We start from the raw sequence: 15,277 nt of genomic DNA on the forward strand, positions 1-15,277 counted from the left end.
CACGTCCCTTTTTTCATGCTGACTTGATATTTAATAATTAAACAGTATGGGAGGGAAGTTTATGTTAACAATAAGCGCAGGGCATTTTGGGAGGGCTACGGGAGCAAGTGACTTAATAGATGAAGGAAGTGAAGTTGTCGAGGTGGTAACAGCCTTACAAATGCATTTTCAGGCAAGTACTATTACACCACAGTTCATCATCGACCGTTATTCTAAAAATCAGGCACAAAACTTACGCTATTTGATCGCAGCGCATAACAAAACCAAACGTGTGCTAGATGTGAGTATTCATTTTAATGCGATTAGCGATATAAGGGAAGCAGGCATTGGTACTGAAGTATTATATGTCAATCCAAAATTGAAAGAATTTGCAGCTAATATGAGTGCGGTCATTGCCAAGGCAGGCGAATTCAAGGACAGAGGAGCAAAGTATCGAACCAATTTGGCATGGTTAAACAAAACGATGAAACCAGCCATTATCATTGAAATTTGCTTCGTGAATTCGAAAACGGATGTACATTGCTATCAGAAAAATAAACCACAAATTATAGAAGCGATTTTTAAGCTGTTGGAAAGCTATTGTTCTATTAATTAGCAATGTTTTGAAGGTTCGTCACCAAATTGCGGGGATAACAATTTGATAGGTATGCAATTTGATTGGAATGAAGGGAAGGCGAGTGTAGCTGGCGGCTAGCGCCTTACGCTACAGAGCAAAGCTTCTACCGGGAAAATTGTTCCCCGTAGTATAGCAGAACGAACTGTATTAAAAATAATGACAATGAAAAAAATTATAAAAAAGTTGTAACCTTTTTTTATTTAGTGCAACTAATGAAATGTAAACATGGAAAGGAATGAAATTTATGACATTGAAAAGAATTGCACCATTAGCACTTTCTGCATTATTATTAGGCGCTGTTGCAGCCAATGCAGAAGAACCAACTACGACAGATAGCGTAGAAGAAGTAGAGAAAGCTCCAATTTTTGTTCAGCAAAAAGGGAAGGTAACATCGGTTGAAGACTTTAACGATGGCAAATTATTCTTTGTAGAAGACGGTGAAAATATTTTCCACTTTTATGTAGACGCTAACACACTTGTCTACGATAATACGGGGAAAGAAGTAAAACTAGAAGTTGGTAATACGATTTCAATGTACGTTTATGGAAATCAGCCAATGATTTTAATTTATCCACCACGCTACACACCATCAGTTGTAATTGTAGAAACTGAAAAGCCCGGCTTTGTAAAAGTGGATCAGTTCGATGAAAACCATTTAAGCGCTGATGGCCAATTACAGTTAAACTTAAATGAAGATTCAGTAATTGTGGACGCAAAAGGCAAAACAGTTGCGGCTGAAGATTTAAAAGATAACAGTGCTATTGTATTTTATGGGCCAACAACGAGAAGCTTACCACCACAAACTTCACCAGAAAAAATCGTGGTATTCCCAAAATTAGATAACACTGTTCCAGAAGAAACGCCAGATGATGAATCAAAAATTGAAGAAATTATCGGCGGTGACTTTAGATTACTAGAGGGTCAAAAAATGGTACCTCTTCGTAAAGTCGCAGAAGGCTTAGGCTATAAAGTAGATGCCACGAAAAAGGGTGCAATCATTTCTAAAGATGCATTAACTTATACAATTACTCGCGACGAAAAAACGTATGGCTACAACAAAGCATTAGGTCAATTTAAAGTAGCACCAACGTTATTAGAGGAAGGTAAAACATACGTAGAATATGATTTTGTATTAGAGCTTTTAAAATAATTACAAAAACGTCACATGGAGTGACACAGCATTCGAGACCAGTATTTTGCTGGCCCCCATTTTTGGTGCAAAGGGCTTATCCTGAAAGTGATTTCTGGATAAGCCTTTTTGCATAAATAAATTATTTTTCCAAGAAAATGATTTTAAAAGGCAATTTCCGTCTAATGTAATCGTTTTGTAATGTATATGTAACAAATTTTTGATGTTTATACCCGTTATACCTATTTAAATTACATGTTTGTTTATTATACAATAATAGTCGAACAGCTATAGAAAGGAACTAGAAAACAAATGAATCAAAAATTGATTACATTGGTTGTTGCAGTTATCCTCACATGTGTACTAGCTGTCAATCCAGCATCTGCTAATATCGTGTTTGAAGATGTTGCGACAACCAATCCTGCTTATGACGAAATTCAGTATTTAATTGACCTCGGAGTAATTAATGGCTACCAAGAAAATGGTAAAACATTATTCAAGCCAAATGAAAGTGTAACTCGTGGGCATGCAGCAAAAATGGCAGTAATTGCAGCGGGTTATGGGCCACTAACAGTAAGTAAATCTTCTTACACAGATGTCAAAGTAGGCACACAAATGTCTGGTTATGTAGAGCGTGCCAAGGAATTAGGATTATTTTCGACAACATCAAGCAAGTTTTATCCAAATGATCCACTTACTCGTGATGAAATGAGTTATGTTTTAACAAAGGCTTTTAAATTAAATGCAAATGATTATAAAGACGATACAATGGTGTTTACAGATGTAAGTTCTTCAAATACATATGCTTCATACATAAAGGCTATCTATTATAATGGGATATCAAATGGTAGTGGTGGAGGTAAGTATTTACCGAAAAGCCCGGTAACGCGTGCACAATTTGCTTCGTTTATCTCTCGTGCAAAGAGTGACAAGTTCCGATTACCTTTACCGTCAATTCCAGAAAAGGTTGATACAACACAAGTAATCGGTTTAATATCGGTTACAACAGACGCATTAAATGTTCGAACTGCACCAAATACAAACGCGACAGTGATTGGAACGGTTAATACAGGTGGTAAATTATCTGTATACGCAGTAGAAGGAAACTGGTTAAAAGTTTCGTATAAAGGGCAATACGCTTATATTAGTAAGTCATATGCGAAGTTTTTAGCGCATGATGGTAGTTCGATTGGTTCGGCAATTAAAAAAGTCACAACGAACGAGAATATGAATTTATATTACACACCATCATCTTCATCGAAAGTTATTACACAAATTGCACAAGGGACAAGCCTGTCAGTATATAAAGAAGTGAATGGCTATTACCTAACAATGGTAAATGGCATGCCAGGCTATATTGTGAAATCAAGTACAACAGATGTCGAAACGGAAACGCCAGACCCAGATCCAGATCCAGGTAATGGAGAAGTGACGGTGAATACAATGGGGAAAGTAACAATCGGCGGTTTAAATATGCGTCAATCTGCTTCTTCTAGTTCGGCATCGTTAAAAACTTTAGCAAAAGGAAAAGTTATTTCAGTTCATTCGATTTCAGGTTACTGGGCAAAAGTAACGGCTGATGGTGTAACAGGCTATGTACATAAATCGTATATTAAGCTCATGAACACGTCAGGTAGCTCGGTGAAGGGACGCATTATTATTCTTGACCCTGGCCACGGTGGTAAGGACCCAGGCGCAGTGAAAGAAGGCAGTACTGAAAAAGCAATCGTGTTAAAGGTTGGAACACTTGTAAAGCAAAAGCTTGAAAAGGCGGGCGCTAAAGTGTATATGACACGCACAGGAGATACGTATCCAACTTTGGAGGAGCGAGTAGCATTTACAAAGAAGAATTACGGTGAAATATATGTAAGTGTTCACGTGAATTCAGCGACAGCTTCTAGTGCTAACGGTACAGAGACATACTATAATGTTTCAACTGGCGATCAGTATGAAGAAGATAAAAAACTAGCGACTTATATTAACAACGAAATCGTAACAAATGCGAACATGAATAACCGCGGCGTGAAGGAAGGACCATTTTACGTAATTCGCAATATGATGATTCCTTCTGTATTAGTTGAGCTTGGCTTCATTACAAACCCGAGTGACCGCGAAAAACTAATTAATGATAAATACGTAGAAATTTTTGCGCAATCTATATACAAAGGGATTGTCGACTACTACGGAAACTAATAGAGCAAGCACTTGCATTGAATTGCAGGTGCTTGTTTTTTCCTTCTGGAAATTGCGCGTGAGGTGGATTTTCTCAATTGCCCTTGTATGAGCGATCGCATAATGTGTTGATGCGTGCGAATTACCAAAAAGCACCTTTTCAATCCGATTAAGATTCCTCATTGTTATGAAAAATGATATCATCCCCAACTTATGGTAGCTAGCCAATGAACCAAAAATTGGAATAATAATGAAACATTCCCGTTTACTACACGTAGTAATACTAATGGGGTGATATTATGTATAGAATTTTTCAGGTATTGTTGGTGTTTGTTATTAGCATTGGGATATATTATGCGTTTGATTATTATGAGACAAAGCAATTTGTAGAGAACGTGTATGAGATGGAACTTATAAAGAGTGATACTTTAAACAAGTTGTCCATTACAAAGTATCCAGAGCAAGCTACTTATTTAACGTTCGACAAAAGCGAGGTACAGGAGGCATATCGGATATTAAATAAGCCTGATTTACAGAAAACGGAGCGTCTACAAACAAGTGAAAACTATATCAAAATACGGTTTCAAGAGGACGGTTCACAATCTTCCATCCAATATTATTTCTATGACAATGGCTATATTACACGTGTGGAAGATGCCATTTCGGTAAGTACCTATCAGTATTACAAAACAGATGCAGCCGAGTTGAATGCGATCATAGAGGAACTGCTGACTGGCAAATCATTTGATTAGCATAACAAGGGAGAATATTATGACAGATAAAAAGATATTCATAGCACTGGCAGTTCTACTAGCAAGTGTGCTGATTTATAAGCAAATTGTACCTTTTCCACTAAAGCGTGATTTAAAGGATGGAACCCTACTAGAAATGCACGATATGACCCGCATGTCGATTACCGAGTATCCGGAGATGAATTCTTATATGACAACAGATTTGCAGGAAATAAAAGAAATGGATGCGCTTCTCATGGATGTGAAGGTGAAAGTGGGACCAATATTTGAGGAATTATCACGTGATGATGAGGCACTAAAGGTTCGTTTTTCAATGGCTGAATCGGGCTTTGCCATTACATACACGTTTTATGAAAATGGGATTTGGTGCGTTTAGAAACAGCGATGATCAATAAATTGGCATCGTATCGACATGTATCGGACAAAGAGCTTGAGCGGGTAAAGCAGCTTGTGCTTGCGGGGAAGACGCTTGATTAATCTATGGTAATTTAATGGGGAGGAATTACTTGTTGTGTTTGGAAATGAAACGTATAATTGAGGATACGTTTCAAGTAAATGAAACCATTGGCGATTATCCAAAATGGCAATAGACGCATGGTTAATTTCTGTATTAACATTAAGCAAAAATTGTAAAGCAGAGAAGTATTTTGGATTGGAGAGAAGGGTATAGGAATGTTAAAAATTTTTTCATATTTACAGAGAAAAGAATGGATACTTATAGCAATTAGTATTGTGTTCATCGTTGTGCAGGTGTGGCTGGACTTAAGGCTGCCAGATTACATGGCAGAAATTACGATGCTTATTCAAACGGACGGCACAAGTGTAAATGATTTGATTGCACCGGGTAGTTATATGGTGCTGTGTGCGATCGGTAGTATGATTGCTGCGGTTATTGTTGGTTATTTCGCCGCGCAAGTTGCTGCTGGCTTAGCACGGAGACTGAGAGGTCAAGTGTTTGAAAAAACGCTATCCTTTTCAATGGCGGAGATGAATCATTTTTCTACGTCGAGCTTAATTACACGCTCTACGAATGATATTACACAAGTGCAAATGCTTGTAGCAATGGGGTTACAGGTCCTTATTAAAGCACCAATTTTAGCGATTTGGGCGATTACAAAAATTGCAAATAAGAATTTAGAATGGACGGCTGCAACGGGTGTAGCCGTATTAGTTTTGATTTTACTTATTTCGATAGTAGTAATATTTGCGATTCCGAAGTTCCGTATTATTCAAACATTGACTGATAATTTAAATCGCGTGACACGTGAAAACTTAACAGGAATTCGCGTTGTGCGTGCGTATAATGCAGAGAGTTACCAGCTAGAGAAGTTTGACGGAGCTAACAAAGAATTGATGGATACGAATTTATATGCAATGCGTTTAATGGCACTCATTTTCCCGACTATGGGGCTTATTATGTCAGGGCTTAGCTTATCGATTTACTGGATTGGTGCGTTTCTTATTCAGGAGGCTAATGCTGCTGAGAAATTGCCATTGTTTTCGGATATGGTTGTCTTTATGTCATATGCAATGCAGGTCGTGATGGCATTTATGATGGTTAGTATGATTTTCATTATGATGCCACGTGCAGTAGTATCAGCAAAGCGTATTCTAGAAGTATTAAACACGAAAATTACCATTCAAGATGGTAGCGTCGCAGCAGGTAATGGCGCAGGGACAGTCGAGTTTCGCGATGTAAGCTTTAAATATCCTGGCGCTGAGGAAGCGATTGTTGAGGATGTTAGTTTTAGTGCAAAAAAAGGTGAAACGGTAGCCTTTATTGGAGCGACAGGAAGCGGTAAAACAACGATTTTAAATTTAATTACGCGCCTGTATGATGTGTCTTCTGGAGAAGTTTTCGTTGATGGGATTAACGTGAAGGACTATAAGCAAGAAGCATTACACAAAAAAATCGGCTATGTGTCACAATCAGCTGTGTTATTTAGTGGCTCAGTAGCGTCAAATGTATCGTATGGTGCTGAGGCGACAAAGCTAGAGCGTGTGAAGGAAGCAGTGGCGATTGCACAAGGTCAGGATTTTGTTGAAAAGTTAGATGGGTCTTATGAGGCAACGATTTCACAAGGTGGAAAAAATGTATCTGGTGGACAAAAGCAGCGTTTATCGATTGCCCGTGCGATTTATCATCAGCCTGACATTTATTTATTTGACGATTCCTTCTCGGCGCTCGATTATAAAACCGACCGCTCATTGCGACAGGCATTGAAAACTGAAACAAAGGACGCCATTACGTTTATCGTAGCGCAGCGTATCGGGACGATTAAAGAAGCAAATCAAATCATTGTACTTGAGCATGGTCGCATTGTTGGTAAGGGGACGCATGATGAGCTAATGAAAACTTGCGAAACCTATAAGGAAATTGCGTATTCACAGCTTTCGAAGGAGGAGTTAGGCGATGGCAAATAAACATGGCGGTGGTCATCCTGGTGCTCCGGGTATGAAGGGCGAAAAGCCGAATCATTTTAAAGCAACGATTAAAAAGCTTATTCGCTACTGTAAATCGTATATGCCGTTTATAATTTTTTCGCTTGTATTGGCGTTTATTAGTACAGCGTTTACCGTGTATAGCCCTGATTTACTAAGTGATATGACAGACGAAATCCAGCAAGGCTTAATGGGGTCAATGGATTTAGATTTCATTCAAAAAATCGGTTATATTTTAGCAGTGCTATACGGCTTAAGCTTTATTTTTAGTTATATACAGGGCTTTACGATGGCAACGATTACGCAGCGAATTACGAAAAAAATGCGCGGCGATTTGTCGACGAAAATTAATCGTCTGCCACTTAATTATTTTGATAAAACAACAGTTGGTAATACACTAAGCCGTATCACAAACGATGTTGATACGATTGGGCAAACGTTAAATAACAGCTTAGGGCAGCTCGTGTCAGCTGGGGCAACATTTATTGGTGTGCTTATTATGATGTTTTACACGAACTGGATCATGGCGATTACGGCCATACTTTCAACGCTACTTGGCTTTGGCTTAATGTCGGTTATTATGGCGAAATCACAAAAGTACTTTGATAACCAGCAGGCACAGCTAGCGGAAATTAATGGTCATATTGAGGAAATGTATACTGGGCATCAAATTGTTAAAGTATATAACGGAGAAGCCGAGGCGATTTCAACGTTCCACTCAACAAATGACAAGCTTTATGATAATGCGTGGCGTGCACAGTTTATGTCGGGCGTGATGATGCCACTGATGCAATTTATCGGCAACTTTGGCTATGTGGCAGTTTGTATTGTCGGTGCGCTACTTGTTATAAATGATGTCATTACGATTGGGGTAATCGTGGCATTTATGGTCTATATTCGCTTATTCACCCAGCCGTTAGCCCAAATTGCTCAGGCTGCAACGAATTTGCAATCAACAGCGGCAGCGGCAGAGCGTGTATTCGCGTTTTTAGAAGAACCAGAGCTTGAGCGTGAAGATGCGAAGCAAATCGTGCTAGGTGAGATAAAGGGTGCGGTTTCATTTGAGCATGTGTCATTCGGCTATACGGAAAATCAGCAAGTTATTAACGATTTCACACTGGATGTTCAAGCGGGGCAAAAGGTGGCAATTGTTGGGCCAACAGGTGCTGGTAAAACGACGATTGTTAATTTACTGATGCGCTTTTATGAAATGAATTCGGGTGATATTAAAATCGATGGCATTTCGATTAAAGACTTAACTCGTGAGCAAGTACATGAGCAGTTTTGCATGGTGTTGCAGGACACATGGCTTTTTGAAGGCTCAATTCGTGATAATATTGTTTACTCCACGCAAAATGTGTCCGAAGAGCAAGTAATTGCGGCAGCAAAAGCAGTAGGCATGCATCAAACGATTTCGGCATTACCAGATGGCTACAACACGATGTTAAATGATAAGGTCAGTCTATCAATTGGGCAAAAGCAGCTATTAACGATTGCCCGTGCGATGATTGAAAATGCGCCGCTTTTAATTTTAGATGAGGCGACAAGCTCGGTGGATACACGTACCGAGGTACAAATTCAAGCGGCGATGGATCAGCTGTCGGTTGGTAAAACGTCGTTTGTTATTGCGCACCGTCTATCAACGATTCGCAATGCGGATGTCATTATTGTCATGAAGGATGGCTCGATTTTAGAAACAGGAAACCATGAAGAACTGCTTGCGCGCGGTGGATTTTATGCGGACCTATATAACAGTCAATTTGAAAGTGCGTCATAATGAAATGGCCCACAGAGTAAGTGTAAAGCTTACTTTGTGGGTTTTTTGCTGTTATGGAGCTGCAATCCTTAGCTGCTGCTTTATAAACGCTGCACCTGTTGCAACAAGTGTTGTTACAATGATTATGATCACGCCCATTACGGCAACAATTGGCGGTAAGGCATTGGCATAATCCAGCACAAAAAATCCACAAATATATAATGCAATAATGACAAATGCGCAATATTTAATGTGGTTCAACCCTTGAAGAATCCTACTTGAAAAAATGGATTTTCGCTCAATCGCGCGAATCATGAGTACCGTTTCAACAAGCGCATAGAAAAAGGGCACGGCTGTCGCGTACATACCAAGTAATATCGGGTAGTGCAAGTAGGCAACTTCAGGGTTATCGGTAACAGTTTCACGTGCAACTACTGGCAAAACCTTAATACATAAAAATAAGACAATACAGCCTAAAGAGCCAATAACCAAGCTTAAAAAAGTGGCGTTGATTTTTTGCATAGGGTTCCTCCTTGTTTATGGTAATTAATATAACGACAGAAAATTTGGAATGTTCCTTGATTTAGTTGTGTGTAGACTTTTAAGTGAAGTTTTGCGGGGGCTCTAGTGCTGGGTTAGTTTATATGTGCGATATTTAAGATTTACGTGCGAATTGAGGATGGATATGTGCGATATTTAGGTTTTACGTGCGAATTGTGGATGGATGTGTGCGATATTTAGGTTTTACGTGCGAATTGTGGATGGATGTGTGCGATATTTCGGATTTACGTGCGAATTGAGGATGGATATGTGCGATATTTCGGATTTACGTGCGAATTCTGGATGGGTATGTGCGATTATCAAAATTTATTAGTGAATTCCCTTAAATCCCTTTTTTCAATCAGTACAGTGATTCATGAAAATGCATATTTAGTGAAAATAAAAACAATGAAATGGTATAATTTCTAGAAAATGTATAATTAAGGGGGGTACGTATGAGAAAAATTATAGTCACTGGCGGCGCGTTAATAAAAGATAGTAAAGGGAGAATTTTATTACAGAAGAGGTCGGATTATGGAGATTGGGGTTTACCTGGTGGAGCAATGGAACCAGGAGAGTCAATTGAAGAAACGATGATACGTGAGGTAAGAGAAGAGACAGGAATAAGTATTAAAGAATATGATTTTCTTTCTGTTTATACGGGGAAAAGAATGATGTACAAATATCCAGATGGCAACGAAGTAGTTTTCGTAATGTTTTTATTTGAAGTAAAAATCGATGAACAAGGAATGCTGTTAAATGATGGTAAAACATTGGGTTATCAAGATAAAAACAATGAATCACTAACTTTAGAATTTTTCGAAGAGGGACAAATTGATATCGAGCAAATAAGTATTGTTCAAAGACCAATTTTTGAAGATATGAGAAATGGTAAAACAAATCTATTAAGAAAATAAATTTCTTTTGTTTAATGAAAAAATGGATGTTATCTAGATACACTAAAACTAACAGATACTTTAATGAAATAAATAAGAAAAACAAGGGGAGCTTTTATATGGAAATTTTATTAGTTGGAACAATTCACTTAGGCTATACTCCTGACATGAACACTTTGTCGAAAAATGAAACTGACAAATATAGTGATATCCATTTCGAACAATTGACAAATGATATTGCAAAATTTCAAGCCGACCAAGTTTTTGTAGAGTATCCGTTTGGGTCACAGAAACATTTAAATACCATTTATCGTTCAAACAATGTAAATGAACGTATTAAAGAAAATGAAATCTATCAAATTGGTTTCCGATTAGCAAAGAAAATTGGACATAAGGCAATTTACGCTGTTGATTGGAACGAAGACCCAGAGGAATTGAAAGACATAGGGCTTGTTGCAGAAGGAAAGTCGAAAGAAGAGTACCAAGAAATAATGGGGCGTATACCAATCATGATTAAAAAGGTGTCTTCTATTATTCAGCAAGGTGACATCATCAAACTGTACAAATACATTAATTCACACGAATACATAATAAACGATCATAAAGTCTACTTAGATTTAATGCAGCTAGACGATGAAATTGCATTTGAATGGGTATCGAAATATTGGTATTATCGTAACTTACGAATCGTTCAAAATATAAAAAAATTACTTAAGCCTGAAACGAAACGTGCTGTTATTTTATACGGTGCTGGTCATAATTATTTAATAAAACAACAGCTAGAGGATGATCCATCAATTAAAGTGTTTCATTACGGCGATTGGGTAAAATAATACAAACTTTCGAATAAGTATAAAATTATTAGATAGTAAATGGCAAAGTTTCCAAACCACGATTTGAGAAGATTTTTATATAATTAATATAATAATAAAAGGGAAATGAAGGCATTATAGGAAGGTATGAAGCCTAAGAAAAGAAGAAGCAACTTAAATGAAAATCGTATAATTAACTCCTCAATTGTTACTCAATAATAAGTATAATACTGAAAAATATTTAAATGGTATAATACAAACAACCATTACTCCGAATAGTAGGATGAAACAATGGAGTGATATTGCATCGCGTTTTCAACTCTTTAAATTCTTAGACTAGCCTGAAGAGGAAATACTTGCTCACAGTTGGGATGAGGAATTCATTAAACAGATTGTTAATGAAACCGTACAAACTGTAAAACAGCACATTGAACTAGATAGTAATTTACAAATTACACTTGTGCCTGCACTTCCTTTTCCTTGGTTTTCAAATATAGAACAATCAATTTGGACGAATGGATTTACGAATTGTAGTCAAAGTATTTGGATTGCTATACCTGCTAATCCAGACATACCCTTTCTACACTATTTACTAGCACATGAGCTACATCACTCGGCACCTAATAATCCAATGTATAAGTTAACAATCGAACATTTCCCACTAAAAGAATGGTACAAAATGGAGGGCACAGCCGAATATTTCAGCTTGCAACTTTTTGAAGATAAACGTTGGTGGAAAGAAAGTTTTACGTTAGAGGGGGGAAGTACTTTGAATAAATTCCCTAAAATAATAGGTTTTTTATTTTTAATAATAAATTTCTGTTTTGTATGTGTTTCTTTAATAATTTCTGATTTTTTTGTTAAGCTAGAAAGACTTAACGAGCTTAATGGGTATATGTTGACGGATAAAGAGGAAGTTACGAGTTTCCTTATATTTAGTATTCCAATGTTCATGTTACAAGTTCTTTTTCTTTATTTTATTTTTAACTATTTGAAAAAAAGGCACGTTAATAAACCTGTAATCATACTGTACTTAGTAGCAAATTCTCTTCTCTTTTTATGGTTTGTCTTTAATGTATATCAGTTCACAATAAATGGCTATTAAACACTATGTGATATAAAACGTATACATAAATAAACCTAATAACATTCCCAAATCAAAGGGCTTTCAGTAAGTGCTGCTGTAGTTCCACATAAAGCTGCCTTTATAAGGGATCATCTCCTTTGGATGAAAGAGGGAAATAAAGAAACGCAACTTACAAAAGGTACGTATTTTTCTATTCTGCAGTGGTAAAAAGATGGCCAATTTATTGCTTATACAGCTTGTGATTAGAATGGCAACAACATTAATTTGTGTATTTATGATCTATAGAAAAACGAATAAATTTACGTTGCATACTGTAAATTTATTCGTTTTTAATGGTTAAGTTAAATGCCTTCAATAATTGGTTTTTATATATTCGGTTAGATTTGCTACTTTGTGAGAAACATCGGATAAAATCGCTCCTGGACTTTCTGGTTCGACGCCATAAATTTCAAATAGTTCATTTTCTATTTGCATAAGTTCTAATCTAATGTCGCTTAATTTTTCAATAATCCTCTCTTTTTCCATTTCAATCTTCCTTTCGATACATCGGTGTATTAACTTTTAAAACCGTTTTATCATTCTCATTCTTCAGTAAAATGATTCAATTGTTCAGCGAAATATAATTTTATACCGCTACTTATTACAAAGAGTCATAATATTTACAAACTACATCACTAGCGTCGCATTAAAATAATTCATCGCCATTAAATAAACGGTTCTGGTGCAAAAACATCTAGAATCCGTCAGAAAAATGCGAATTTACAACTTTATACTTTAACTAACAAGTCAAAGGAGGCTTAAAATAATGTTAGGTGAAAACTTTTATGAACAGGTACAAAAGAAACCATTATTCTTTTTGATTTATAGTATTATTGCAATTGTATTTTTTACTGGTATCACATTTACTTTTGTAATCCCTGGGTTACAAGGCTTCAAATGGTACTTCTTATTAATTGCACTTTTGATTTATTTTGTAGTTGCGAATATATTTGTAGGGTTATTTAAAGAACGACTATCATTGGTATTTATACTCTCCTTGATATTTAGTGCTTTAGGAATGGGATGGAGTGTATGGCTTGAATGGGGAGAGTTTAGTTTAGTTGAACATATGAATCCATTTGTGCTAATTGGCTATCCTTGTATAATCGCATTTATAATATTATTAATGTTTCATGTCTCTTCTAAATTTAAGACAAAAAAATAGTAATTATCGATGAATAAAAGTCATTTTTCAACTAACAGATGCTTAGTGTAACAAACATTTCAAAAATTGTTCCCAAACATCGCTTTGGGAATGCTATAAGGATGACTTTTGAAACTTTTATAATTGAATTAATGTAAATATAGTAATGACTTATTGTAGGGAGGGGATTATTGTTTTTATTTATTATTTTTTATTTAGTTTAGGTGTGCTATTTGTTATAGGCAGTGCGATTTTTTTTATTCGTATGTATAGAAAGAGAGAAATTAAGTTTTGGTCGACGATTAAAATGCTGAGCGGTTTTCTAATGGGACTCCTAATTTTATGGATGACTGTTCCAAGTTTAAAATATGTAATAACGAAAGACTTTGATGTTGTTAATGGTAAATGCACGATAGAAATATCTTCATCTGGTCGTTCTTCTAATTCGATTTTCAATATGCTTCAAACAGACGAACAATTTAGTTTCAATGAGATTCCTGAACTCGATGCTTATGGCAAATCAATTCCTTATTACTGTGAGGTTACGGTGACCAAAGACCGTATGTGGACAATGGATTATAAAATTTACGATTTAAAGACAAGAAAGCTTATCGATTCACACACAGGTGAGTAGCTTATTCTTTGAAAAAATATGAAGAATAAATATACATATGTAGTTGAAAGAACGTTCCCAAATCAAAGTTTGGTAATACAAGAAAAAGGCAGAAACATTGTTAAATCAACGTTTCTGCCTTTTTAATTGATACATTGTTTAAGCGTTGTTTTATACAATTTTACTAAAGTTCAGTGTTGGCAATGGATTGAGCGTGTTTTGGGGATTGCCTAGACAGTGTAATTTCTGTATAAAATCGTGCATAATCTTAGCTTTGTAATTTCACATTTTTCTGGCGCCACCCATTAATAAAAATTTTAACATTAATTTAAACTATTCAGAAAAATTATTGACATCTATATCGACAGTCGATACAATAACTATATCATCACCCGATATATCATTGAACGATATATAAAGGAGGGAGTCTGTTGCAGCAGCCTTTAACAGAAGGGATTTACTATATTTTATTGGCACTTTATGAACCACGGCATGGTTACGGCATTATGCAAATTGTGGAAGAATGGAGTGCTGGGCGTGTGAAATTAGGGGCAGGCACAACTTACGGAGCTTTAAAAAATTTACAAGATAAGAAATATATTGAAACTTTAGCGGGGGAAGAACGTAAAAAGGAGTATGTCATCACTCCGCTTGGCAAAGAAGTTGTCGAAATGGAAGTCGCACGTTTAAAAGAGCTTTACGACAATGGGCAAAAGTTAATCGAGGCGAAGGGGAATAAGTGATGCGAGTATTTAAACTAATTTTAGATGATGTCAAGGAAGAACAATGGCTCAATGACATGGCAAGTCAGGGCTTGCATTTCCAAAAGTTTCGCTTCCCGTTTTACACTTTTGAAAAAGGGGAGCCAGGCGAATATGTATACCGTACGGAAATGCTTGAAAATTTAGGCTTTGGTCAAGAAACGAAGAACTATTTAGCATTTATAGAAAGTACGGGCATTGAAGTTGTGCAAAAACGATTTTCATGGGCGTATTTTCGTCAGCATCAAAGCAAGGGAGCGTTTGAGCTGTATAGTGATGCTGCGTCGAAGCTTGCTTATACAAATCGTATCTATGCCATTTATGCGATGATTTTTGGGCTTAATATTGCAGCAGCACTAATGAATGGTGCCATTTCTTACGCAGATGCTAGCGCGGATGCCAATAGCTTTTTAGCAGGATTGAGCACTGGGGTTTCTGTAGTAATACTTTACCCAACGCTGAAAACGTTTTTCCGTAGACGTAATTTAAAAAAAGAAATCGAGTTATTCGAACTGTAG

The 15,277-nt window shown here is 36.6% G+C and carries 16 protein-coding genes; 14 read left to right on the forward strand and 2 right to left on the reverse strand.

Annotation, left to right across the window (positions count from 1 at the left end; genetic code table 11):
* Positions 1–61: 61 nt before the first annotated feature.
* The 7 genes from LZ480_RS06570 to LZ480_RS06600 all read left to right on the forward strand — a co-directional run bounded on the left by LZ480_RS06570 (position 62) and on the right by LZ480_RS06600 (position 8,888).
* Positions 62–595 carry an N-acetylmuramoyl-L-alanine amidase gene (locus LZ480_RS06570; protein ID WP_241368579.1) on the forward strand — a complete coding sequence of 178 codons (534 nt, stop codon included), beginning with the start codon at positions 62–64 and terminating at the stop codon, positions 593–595.
* Positions 596–860: 265 nt separating this feature from the next.
* Positions 861–1,766: a stalk domain-containing protein gene (locus LZ480_RS06575; protein WP_241368580.1), complete on the forward strand. Its 906-nt coding sequence runs from the start codon at positions 861–863 to the stop codon at positions 1,764–1,766.
* A 291-nt stretch (positions 1,767–2,057) separates the two neighbouring features.
* Entirely contained in the window at positions 2,058–3,938 is a 1,881-nt protein-coding gene (locus LZ480_RS06580) for an N-acetylmuramoyl-L-alanine amidase (protein ID WP_241368581.1), read from the forward strand.
* Between the two features lie 278 nt (positions 3,939–4,216).
* Positions 4,217–4,669 (forward strand): hypothetical protein, encoded by a 453-nt coding sequence (locus LZ480_RS06585; RefSeq protein WP_241368582.1) that lies wholly within the window; start codon positions 4,217–4,219, stop codon positions 4,667–4,669.
* Between the two features lie 19 nt (positions 4,670–4,688).
* A complete protein-coding gene (locus tag LZ480_RS06590; RefSeq protein ID WP_241368583.1) occupies positions 4,689–5,045 on the forward strand; it encodes a hypothetical protein in 357 nt (118 codons plus the stop codon).
* 296 nt (positions 5,046–5,341) lie between these two features.
* Positions 5,342–7,093, forward strand: coding sequence for an ABC transporter ATP-binding protein (locus tag LZ480_RS06595; protein ID WP_241368584.1), 1,752 nt, complete (start codon positions 5,342–5,344; stop codon positions 7,091–7,093).
* On the forward strand, positions 7,083–8,888 hold the full coding sequence (locus LZ480_RS06600; RefSeq protein WP_241368585.1) for an ABC transporter ATP-binding protein: 1,806 nt from the start codon (positions 7,083–7,085) through the stop codon (positions 8,886–8,888). Before LZ480_RS06595 ends, LZ480_RS06600 begins: the two co-directional genes overlap by 11 nt.
* Before the next feature lie 51 nt (positions 8,889–8,939).
* Here LZ480_RS06600 and LZ480_RS06605 read toward each other — a convergent pair whose 3' ends face one another.
* Positions 8,940–9,389 carry a DUF2975 domain-containing protein gene (locus tag LZ480_RS06605; RefSeq protein WP_241368586.1) on the reverse strand — a complete coding sequence of 150 codons (450 nt, stop codon included), beginning with the start codon at positions 9,387–9,389 and terminating at the stop codon, positions 8,940–8,942.
* Between the two features lie 473 nt (positions 9,390–9,862).
* Here LZ480_RS06605 and LZ480_RS06610 point away from each other — a divergent pair, with 473 nt between their 5' ends.
* From LZ480_RS06610 to LZ480_RS20035, 3 genes are all read left to right on the forward strand, one after another.
* Positions 9,863–10,324: an NUDIX domain-containing protein gene (locus LZ480_RS06610; RefSeq protein ID WP_241368587.1), complete on the forward strand. Its 462-nt coding sequence runs from the start codon at positions 9,863–9,865 to the stop codon at positions 10,322–10,324.
* A gap of 98 nt (positions 10,325–10,422) precedes the next feature.
* Entirely contained in the window at positions 10,423–11,136 is a 714-nt protein-coding gene (locus tag LZ480_RS06615) for a DUF5694 domain-containing protein (protein WP_241368588.1), read from the forward strand.
* A 370-nt stretch (positions 11,137–11,506) separates the two neighbouring features.
* Positions 11,507–12,220, forward strand: coding sequence for a DUF2268 domain-containing putative Zn-dependent protease (locus LZ480_RS20035; protein WP_408641597.1), 714 nt, complete (start codon positions 11,507–11,509; stop codon positions 12,218–12,220).
* A gap of 333 nt (positions 12,221–12,553) precedes the next feature.
* Here the strand turns inward: LZ480_RS20035 and LZ480_RS06620 are convergent, their stop codons facing one another.
* Positions 12,554–12,727 (reverse strand): hypothetical protein, encoded by a 174-nt coding sequence (locus LZ480_RS06620; RefSeq protein ID WP_241368589.1) that lies wholly within the window; start codon positions 12,725–12,727, stop codon positions 12,554–12,556.
* Between the two features lie 280 nt (positions 12,728–13,007).
* Between LZ480_RS06620 and LZ480_RS06625 the strand changes: the two genes are divergently transcribed.
* The 4 genes from LZ480_RS06625 (at position 13,008) to LZ480_RS06640 (ending at position 15,277) form a co-directional block, all read left to right on the forward strand.
* A complete protein-coding gene (locus LZ480_RS06625) occupies positions 13,008–13,406 on the forward strand; it encodes an ABC transporter permease (protein ID WP_241368590.1) in 399 nt (132 codons plus the stop codon).
* Positions 13,407–13,710: 304 nt separating this feature from the next.
* Positions 13,711–14,019 carry a hypothetical protein gene (locus tag LZ480_RS06630; RefSeq protein ID WP_241368591.1) on the forward strand — a complete coding sequence of 103 codons (309 nt, stop codon included), beginning with the start codon at positions 13,711–13,713 and terminating at the stop codon, positions 14,017–14,019.
* Positions 14,020–14,429: 410 nt separating this feature from the next.
* Positions 14,430–14,741: a PadR family transcriptional regulator gene (locus LZ480_RS06635; RefSeq protein WP_408641590.1), complete on the forward strand. Its 312-nt coding sequence runs from the start codon at positions 14,430–14,432 to the stop codon at positions 14,739–14,741.
* Positions 14,741–15,277, forward strand: coding sequence for a DUF2812 domain-containing protein (locus LZ480_RS06640; RefSeq protein ID WP_241368592.1), 537 nt, complete (start codon positions 14,741–14,743; stop codon positions 15,275–15,277). Before LZ480_RS06635 ends, LZ480_RS06640 begins: the two co-directional genes overlap by 1 nt.

This window comes from Solibacillus palustris, assembly GCF_022549215.1.
GTDB classification, from domain to species: domain Bacteria; phylum Bacillota; class Bacilli; order Bacillales_A; family Planococcaceae; genus Solibacillus; species Solibacillus daqui.